The organism is Ureibacillus massiliensis 4400831 = CIP 108448 = CCUG 49529 (assembly GCF_000772965.1).
Lineage (GTDB): Bacteria > Bacillota > Bacilli > Bacillales_A > Planococcaceae > Ureibacillus > Ureibacillus massiliensis.
Genome location: NZ_JPVQ01000072.1, coordinates 1 through 9257, shown reverse-complemented (window position 1 = coordinate 9257; position 9257 = coordinate 1). Strand labels below are relative to the sequence as shown.

Genomic DNA, 9257 nt, shown 5'->3' with positions numbered 1-9257 from the left:
AACATTTATTAGCGATTTATATAAATTATTTTTGACAATACGTGAAAAATAACGGGGGTTGTTTTATGTCTAATCATTTTCATAAGAAGCCAAACATGTATGTCTCACATGTGCAAATAAAGGTATCCAACTTAGAGCGTTCCATTGAGTTTTATAAAAAAATAATTGGTTTTTATGTACTCGAGCAAACTGAGAATTCTGCGGTTCTAACATTTGATGGTACTACTAGTATTTTGTCCTTAGAGCAAGTAGACAATGCAATAAGTTTACAAGGTGGGCAAACCGGGCTTTATCATTTTGCTATTTTGTTACCAACTCGAAAAGACTTAGGAAACTTTATTCAAAATATTATTAAATATAATATTCGTATCGGCGCTGGCGATCATCATGTGAGTGAAGCAATTTATTTAAATGATCCAGACGGAAATGGGATTGAAGTTTATTCAGATCGTCAGGAGGAATATTGGATTTGGCAGGATGCTTCAACTGTTTACATGACAACAGAACAAGTAGACATTCCTTCCGTTTTAAGTGAAGCAGATGGTGCTTGGGATGGCCTTCCTAATGGCACAGTAATGGGGCATATTCATTTATCTGTTGCAGATATAGCTGCTAGTGAAAAATTTTATACGAGTATCCTAGGTTTTGATGTTGTTACCCGATACGGCAAACAAGCATTGTTCGTTTCAACAGGAAAATATCATCATCATATTGGTTTAAATACTTGGGAAAGCAAAGGTGGGTCACCAGCTCCTGAAAATAGTGTAGGGTTAAAATCATTTACACTGGTATTAGATAATGAAGAACAAGCGGAGAAAATAAAAAATAATTTACTTGGTATCGGTGCAACAGTGGATCAATTTGATGGAGCTCCAAAATATGGAGGTCATCAAGCTTTCTCTACTGAAGATCCTTCAGGGATAAAAATTGTATTTACCCTTGATGGAGAATAATTTGTGAAAATAAGAAGACTGTCTACACCATTTGTTTTAATGACGGTGTGGATAGTCTTCTTTCGCTTTATTTTAGCCCTGGAAAATTTTGTTGTCTTAACGCTTCATAAATTATTATTGCTGCAGTATTTGATAAATTTAAAGATCGTACATGGTCACTTTGTGGAATCCGAAGACATTTATCTCGTCGTTCGTAGGCGAATTCCTTAGGCAACCCCGTTGTTTCTTTACCAAACATAAAGTAAATATCCTGTTCTTGATTACTAAAATCATGATTCGAATAGGGCTCATCACTATATGTTTCAATTAAATAAAGGTCCCCATCCTTTGAATATTCAATAAAATCTTCTAAACTATCATGATAAACAATATTCACAGAATGCCAGTAATCTAATCCAGCCCGTTTAAGCATTTTATCATCAGTTGAAAATCCTAAAGGGCGGATTAAATGTAATGAAGTATTCGTTCCCGCACAAGTCCGAGCAATATTACCCGTATTAGCTGGGATTTCAGGTTGATATAAAACAATATGCAATGGCAAAGCTAGACACTTCCTTAGTTTCGTATACTTTTATTATTTTGATTAAGTGGTTGGTTGAGCTTTTGAGCGGATGAGCTAGTTTTTTAGTCACTTAGCATGTGCTTTTGAGCGGATGAGCGTTTCTTTTGAGCGCTTAATCTCAGCTTTTGATCACTTGCTACCTTTTGGAGCAGATAGCACTTCCTTTTGATCACTTAGCACATGCTTTTGAGCGCTTAATCTCAGCTTTTGATCACTTGCTACCTTTTGGAGCGGATGGCACTTCCTTTTGATCACTTAGCACATGCTTTTGAACGGATGAGCGTCTCTTTTGAGCGCTTAATCTCTGCTTTTGGTTACTTGCTACCTTTTGGAGCGGATAGCATTTCCTTTTGATCACTTAGCATGAGCTTTTGAGCGGATGAGCGTTTCTTTTGAGCGCTTAATCTTAGCTTTTGGTTACTTGCTACCTTTTGGAGCAGATAGCACTTCCTTTTGATCACTTAGCATGTGCTTTTGAGCGGATGAGCGTCTCTTTTGAGCGCTTAATCTCTGCTTTTGATCACTTGCTACCTTTTGGAGCGGATAGCACTTCCTTTTGATCACTTAGCACATGCTTTTGAGCGGATGAGCGTTTCTTTTGAGCGCTTAATCTCAGCTTTTGATCACTTACTTGCTACTTTTTTTGAGCCGATAACTCTTTCTCTCGGGCGCTTATTATTTGGTTTCGTGTAACCTAAGCCTTCGTTTCTGCCTTTAAAAGCCGCATTCCTTTATGAATCTCATGAATGACTGCCTCATCCTTTTCACGTTCAAGCGCATTCAGTAATGCATCTTCCGCAAGTGGACCGCCGATTTTCCCAATCGCCCATGCAGCAGTTCCGCGCATAACAGGCCTTTCATCTTTTTTCATTATATCAATTAAATCAGGGACCGCTGATTGTTCCTTAAAATGTGCTAATGCAATAATTGCATTTCGTTGAATCGGTTTTTTTCCGCGCCAAGAACCTGATACATAGCCAAAGGTTGCTTTAAATTCCTTATTGGACATATTTAATAATGGCTGTAATAAAGGCTTTGCTATTTCTGGATCAGGCTTGAATTCATCATGAATCCAGTTCATTTTCCCTTTATTTTTCGGGCACACTGTTTGGCAAGTATCACAGCCATAGATGCGGTTTCCTATTTTTGCTCGAAACTCATCAGGTAAGTAGTCCTTTGTTTGTGTTAAAAATGCAACACATCGCTGCGCATTTAATTGTCCTGGATTCACTAGGGCACCAGTTGGACAAACATCAAGACAAAGAGTACAATCGCCACATTCGTTTTCAATCGGTGTATCAGGAGCAAAAGGTATGTTTGTAATCATTTCGCCTAAGTATACATACGAACCAAACTCAGGTGTTATAATAGAACAGTTTTTCCCGCTCCAGCCGATACCCGCACGTTCCGCAACTGCGCGATCTACAAGCTCTCCTGTATCAACCATTGATTTAAGCTGTACATTCGGTACTTTTTCCTGAAGCCATACTTCAATCAATTGCAAACGTTCGCGAACAGCTACATGATAATCTATTCCCCAAGATGCGCGAGCAAAAATGCCTCGTCTTGCACCTTTTTTCCCTGACGGAGCATCCTCCATTTTAGATGGATAGGCAAGAGCAATCGCAATAATACTTTCTGCATTATCTAATAATCGAATAGGCTCTGTTCGTTTATCGATATCTGATTCCTCAAAACCGGATTGGTAGCCAAGTTCTTGCTGGCGCTTTAATCGATTTTTCAACTCATTGAACGGTGATGCGGTCGTAAACCCGATTTTATCAACGCCAATGGATGATGCGTATTCTATTAACTGCTGTTGTAATTGTTCGATGTTCACTTTCGCATTCCGCTCCCTTCTTTGGTAAAATATTGTAAAGTGATATAAATTTCAATAAAGTCAGGTGATGATATATGAACATTTCAATCAATGAATTACTTTTTGAAACAAATAACCAATTAAAAATCGGCATTATCCATTATACCAAAATTGTCGTTTCAGAATCTCCTCAAATGATTAAAGGACGTATGCAACTTTTTCAAGAAAATCTATTTTTTGAGTTACAAGAAACTCCTGTTACTGAACGTCCTGGTATTTCTGAATGGCGTAAGGTTTGGAAATCATTTGGTGCAGATCCAAACCGCTATCGCCACTCAGCAGAAAGTTTAATGCGCAGAGTTGCAAAGCAAAACTATTTATCTCCATTTCATTCTGGTGTTGATTTAAATAATTTCTTTTCCCTGCAATATGAAATTCCAATTGGTATATATGATATGGAAAAGCTTCAAGGTGATGTCACAATTACTGTCGGGGATGAAGAAACAGGATACGAAGGACTCAATGGCCGTTTTAATTCATTAAAAAATATTTTATGTAGTAAAGATGAAACAGGCGCCTTTGGAAGTCCATTCGTCGATTCCAAACGTACAGCAGTAACAGAGGATACAACTGAAGCGCTTCAGGTTTTTTATTTAAGGCCATCATTAGATGAACAGGAATGCGATGAACTTCTTCAAGCAGCAGGCAAAATGTTCTGCCAAGTAAGCGGTGGAGAATATAAAACATCCATTCTTTCATCAACAGTACCTAACATTTCAATTTAAAAGGGGCGAAAGTGAATGAAAACAATACCTTTAGCAGAAGCTGTAAAATTAAAAAGCGTTCTGACAAAAAAGATTCCAGAATTGATTCAAGAAATTCATTTAGTCAGTCATGTTATTATTGAAAAAGGGGAAACACCGAAATCTTCAGGACGATTGCTTAAAGATGTTGAAGCAGAACTTGAACAGGTTCGGAAAGATGCTAGAACATTAGATCGTTTAATTTATAGAGCAAATATTGACAATACTATCAATTTTAAAGGCGAGGAGCTTCCGATAGTCGAAGCGATCGAGCTAGCAAGTCAATTACGTGCAGAGGCAAGTCTTTGTAAAGATTTAGGTAAATCTGAAAAGGAAAGATTGTATAGCGGAAGAGACAACGTTGTTTTATATCAAGTTGCACTGTATGATCCAATCGTTTACCGTCAAAAAGCCAACGAATTAGAAAAAGAAGCCCATCGCTTATCAAATTTAATCAATGCAAAAAATTATCAAGTAGAAGTCGAATTTGATGATTCCAATTATTTCTAAGATAAATAATTCTCGGTGCGGTGAGACTCCAATCCGAGGCATAACGTACTGTCTCTATTTGTTTGCTTGTCATGCAAATATTTACAATAATCGGTAAACCGATGACCTGTAACCTGTTACAATGTTACCTTTGACTAATTACCAACCATAGTAAAGGATACCATTACAGATAATTTAAATTCGACAGTCGTTATGAAAAAGGGGTATCTCTCAATTTTGAGATACTCCCTTTTTGTTTTGAAATTTATTAACAAACTTATTTTGGAAATAATAGAGTTGAAGTTTTGGAAGTAATGTAGCTATAATTGTTTTATTATTTTGAATTTAAGGAGTCTTGCCATATGAAGTTTCCACCACACCTACTATTGGTGCTTGCGACTATTCTTTGGGGGGGAAATTTCGTCATTGGGCGTGCTGTAACTGGCGAAATACCTCCCTTTACATTATCTCTATTAAGATGGTGCCTTGCATTTATCGTATTCTTCCCAATTGCTTTTAAATATGTAAAAAGAGATTGGCCAAAATTTAAAGAGCACTGGCCTATAGTCATTGTTCTTGCTCTTACAGGCGTTGCGAGTTTTAATACACTAGTATATATTGGCGTCTATTATACTACATCGATTAATGCTTCTTTAATGAATTCATTAACACCTATTTTCTTATACATATTATCTTTTGCCTTTTTAAAAATAAAAGTAACACGCAATCAAGTCATCGGTACCGCCATCTCACTTTTAGGTGTTCTTTTTATTTTGACAAAGGGTTCGATTGAAAATCTTATAAATTTCCATTTTAATTTTGGTGATTTAATTGTCATTGTAGCGGTTATATCATGGAGTTTTTATTCATTACTAGTGAAACAGTACTCGGATCGATTGCCTGGTTTTTCAACCTTCCTTGTATGTATTGCTCTCGGTGCGATAATGCTCGTTCCCTTTTCGATGTACGAGTTAATGACATCGACAACTCCAATCCATTGGTCAGGCGCAACAATCGGGGCAATTCTTTATGTTGGCATACTCGCTTCGATAGTGGCATTTTTAAGCTGGAATAAAGGAATGGTTGAAATCGGTACGAACCGCGCAGGCATTTATCTAAATTTAGTGCCAGTTTTTGCAACACTCTTTGCAACAATATTCCTAGGCGAGCAATTGTATTTTGCTCAATTGATTGGCGGTATTGCAGTAATTGGTGGCGTTATTTTAACGAATCGAGCATAAATCAATTAAAGGAAGGATGCCCAACAAGTGGCTCCTTCCCTTTTTGAGAATTAATTCAAACTACTCACACGCCAACCTTGACCTTCTACAAAGATCAGTTTACCTTCCATAACTTCAACTTCTTTCGTATCACCTAATGGAATTGACAATTCATATTCTTTCACTGTCGCTGCATCAGTAAGCAATTTAATTGCTCCTTTTTTAAAATCGAGCAGACTACCGCCATCTGCATTTGGTTGTGCAAGCTTTCCGTTGTTTGTTAGGAAGCCTAAATCTTTGTAGTATTGATCTACTTGGTCTTTTGTATAATACTGACCTAAATAGTTTCTCAATTTTTCTTCCGTATTTAATGAATCGCCCATATAGCGATATTCCATACCATCTTTGGTAAATGTCTTCACTGTGCCATTACCCTCGCCGCCACTTACTACATACCAGTATGCATTTCGTGATTCTGAGAATAGATTAAGTGCTTCGCTATTAGTAATTGAGGCACTCTCGATATCTTTTAAACTGCTAATACGCCACCCTTGGCCTTCCACGAAACGAAGCTCCCCTTCCATTACTGCTACCTCTTTTGTATCACCTAATGGAATTGTTAATTCATATTTCTTCACTGTCGTTGAATTATATGTTTGTTTTATTGTTGCCTTTGCAAAATCTAATAAACTACCGCCATCTGCATTTGGTTGCGCAAGCTTTCCATTATTCACGATAAATCCTAAATCATTATAGATCTTTGCTACTTGCTCAGGTGTGTAAGTCTTTGCTAAATAGCTTTTTAGTTTATCTTCACTATCTAGTGACTGTGCCATATAACGATACTCGATTTCATCTTTTGTGAAAGTCTTTAATTCTCCTGTTCCTTCCCCCCCTCTTACTACGTACCAATATGCATTATTAGAATCACCAAATAGTTTTTTTGCGTTTTCCTGAGAGAAGGAAATAGAATCATCAGCTTGTAAATGTGGTTTATTATCAACGGATACAATTTTATATTTCATATAATCTTCTTTTGTCACGAGGAAATAAAGTGTATTTTCGCCTTCAGAAAGTAAGCCTTCGCTTTCTCCCTTTAACTTAACATTTACATGCACAGCAAACTCTGTAGTTCCATTTAAACGTGCTACTTCTTCAAAAGTAGTGACCTCTAATTTTTCGATTTCCTTACTTAAAGCCGTAAATCCAAAATCATTATTTATTGCAAATACTGTTTTTATAGCTGCTGGATTTTTTAATACCACATCAAATAATTTAATGACAGGATTCATGTTTTGTGGGATATTGTACTGTGTTGGTAAGAAATCTTTGTTTAATGCACGAGCAAGATAAACAGCAAATTCTCCCCTTGTCACTTTCTGATTCGGATTAAATGTTTCATCCTCATTCACTGTCATAATTTCATTTTGAATGACTGCGGAAATATCGTCATAGGCTTCTGAACTTTCTGGTACATCTATAATTTTAATATCTTTTGATGCTGTAAGTTTAAATGCCTGAACTAAAGCCTCTGCCACTTCTTCTTTTGTCATTGATTTATTCGGTTGGAAGTTTGATTCCTTCGAAAAAATTCCAGCCTCAGTAATCGATACAAATGTTTGATATGAGCCATGTTTTTTTGTTATATCTGAGAATTTTAAATTTGTGTTTTCATTAGTTGGTAAATCTAAGGCATTAGCTAACATTATAGCAATCTGTCCTTTTGTAATTGGTTTATTCGGTTGAAATAGACCATTTTGATAGCCTCCAACAATTTTTTCTTCAAACAGAAAATCAATTTCATTAGTTCCCCAGAAGTTTTCATTTACATCCTTAAATATAGCTGCTGATACACCAGTTGTACTAAAAAGTAATACCCCTGTTAAAGTTGATACCGCTAGAATTTTGTTAAAACGTTCCATTATTGTCTCTCCCCCAATTATTGGTTGTAATATCAAACCATTCCATTTGTCGTGTAATTTAGACAAATGTTTCATGGAACTAAAATTATTTTTAAAAATATTTGCAAATGAATTTAAAAAGCACTGAATTTGATAAACCTCTGCTAAATATAGTTTCTTAGGAAAATTAAGGGATGTATATTTTAACAAATTTCGGGAAAGCTTATTTTGTTTTTATTGCTTTTAAATGGAGGAGAGACATGAAAAAATCAACATGGATATTACTAGCAGCAAGTATTATTATCATTTCTGCCTACCTACTGCTTTCAAAGGGACTATTTACAAAGCAAGATGAGACAATCCCCGTCTGGAAGGATGCGTCTAACAATGTAAACCAGTCCGGTGAATTAACAAAAGGACAACAATTTACACAAATTCTCACTAGTACCAATTGGCAAGGTACACGGGTGTATGATTCTGAAAACAATGATTTAACGGATGCAAATTTGAACTTTATTGGTCTTTCGAAATATAATGCTGAAACCTCTAGATATGAATTTTTTGATAAAACCACAAAAGAAAGCCGCGGGGACTACGGGGTCTTCTTTATAACAAATGATGGTAAAAATAGAGTATTAATATCCGAATCTACAGGCAACCAGGCAGTCGTTGAAATTACCGAGCTTACGAAGGATATGTTTACGTATAAAAGAATGGGTAAAGATGCAAACGGGGACGACATAGAAGTGTTCGTGGATCATATCCCTTATACCGAGACAGAGCTGACATTTACTACTCCCGATAAACTTTTAGAGACCTTTACAGGAGAGGTGGATAATAATGTTGATGGTGACGAAATTTTAGCGAGAACTTTATGGCAAGGTACCGTTGCATTAGATGGAAATGGAAACGATGTATCAGACTATAATACAAACTTTTTAGGACTTGCTAAATATGATAGCAGCACAAGTAAGTATGAATTTTTCGATCCTAATACAGGAGAAAGCCGTGGAGATTATGGATATTTCAATGTTGTAAATGGAAATAAGCTACGAGCTCATGTTTCTCTAGGAGAGAATAAGTATGGTGCAATTCTTGAAATTACAGAGCTTAATGATGACAAATTCACCTATAAACGTAAAGGAAAAGATAAAGACGGAAATGAAATTATCATTACCGTTGAACATGTGCCGTATGAAGGAAACTTAAAGCCTAGTTTTTCAAATTGATTAACAAGTACGTAATATTAACTGTGTAAGTAAGGAATAAGTACGATTCCATACTTACGCAGTTTTTTATTTGATAACTTAAACAATTCTATTTATAACGTACATTATTTTCCAGGTAATAAGCTAAATGCTATTGCAGTTTTTAATGAAGAAATAATAATAAATCATATATCAAATAAATGGGGAATATTAATTTAATTCCAACCATAATCCTAAATAAAATAAAAAACATAGTAAGCCCGTAATCAAATAACGCATATAAAACACCTGGCACCTCCGGT

The 9257-nt window shown here is 35.9% G+C and carries 8 protein-coding genes; 5 read left to right on the top strand and 3 right to left on the bottom strand.

Annotated features, from left to right (window positions below; all coding sequences use genetic code 11):
- The first annotated feature begins 65 nt into the window (after positions 1-65).
- Positions 66-953: a VOC family protein gene (locus CD30_RS18215; protein ID WP_036180297.1), complete on the top strand. Its 888-nt coding sequence runs from the start codon at positions 66-68 to the stop codon at positions 951-953.
- A gap of 67 nt (positions 954-1020) precedes the next feature.
- Here CD30_RS18215 and trmL read toward each other — a convergent pair whose 3' ends face one another.
- Positions 1021-1494 carry a tRNA (uridine(34)/cytosine(34)/5-carboxymethylaminomethyluridine(34)-2'-O)-methyltransferase TrmL gene (gene trmL, locus CD30_RS18210; protein ID WP_036180294.1) on the bottom strand — a complete coding sequence of 158 codons (474 nt, stop codon included), beginning with the start codon at positions 1492-1494 and terminating at the stop codon, positions 1021-1023.
- A 715-nt stretch (positions 1495-2209) separates the two neighbouring features.
- On the bottom strand, positions 2210-3355 hold the full coding sequence (gene queG, locus CD30_RS18205; RefSeq protein WP_036180291.1) for a tRNA epoxyqueuosine(34) reductase QueG: 1146 nt from the start codon (positions 3353-3355) through the stop codon (positions 2210-2212).
- A gap of 74 nt (positions 3356-3429) precedes the next feature.
- Here queG and CD30_RS18200 point away from each other — a divergent pair, with 74 nt between their 5' ends.
- The 3 genes from CD30_RS18200 to CD30_RS18190 all read left to right on the top strand — a co-directional run bounded on the left by CD30_RS18200 (position 3430) and on the right by CD30_RS18190 (position 5867).
- Positions 3430-4119, top strand: coding sequence for a B3/B4 domain-containing protein (locus tag CD30_RS18200; protein WP_036180288.1), 690 nt, complete (start codon positions 3430-3432; stop codon positions 4117-4119).
- Positions 4120-4134: 15 nt separating this feature from the next.
- On the top strand, positions 4135-4647 hold the full coding sequence (locus CD30_RS18195; protein WP_036180285.1) for a DIP1984 family protein: 513 nt from the start codon (positions 4135-4137) through the stop codon (positions 4645-4647).
- Positions 4648-4988: 341 nt separating this feature from the next.
- Complete coding sequence (locus CD30_RS18190) at positions 4989-5867, top strand: DMT family transporter (RefSeq protein ID WP_036180281.1); 879 nt, start codon at positions 4989-4991, stop codon at positions 5865-5867.
- A 50-nt stretch (positions 5868-5917) separates the two neighbouring features.
- Here CD30_RS18190 and CD30_RS18185 read toward each other — a convergent pair whose 3' ends face one another.
- Complete coding sequence (locus CD30_RS18185; RefSeq protein WP_036180278.1) at positions 5918-7768, bottom strand: DL-endopeptidase inhibitor IseA family protein; 1851 nt, start codon at positions 7766-7768, stop codon at positions 5918-5920.
- A 239-nt stretch (positions 7769-8007) separates the two neighbouring features.
- On the opposite strand from CD30_RS18185, the gene CD30_RS18180 reads away from it, so the two are divergent.
- Entirely contained in the window at positions 8008-8976 is a 969-nt protein-coding gene (locus CD30_RS18180; protein ID WP_036180275.1) for a DUF4822 domain-containing protein, read from the top strand.
- Positions 8977-9257: the final 281 nt, after the last annotated feature.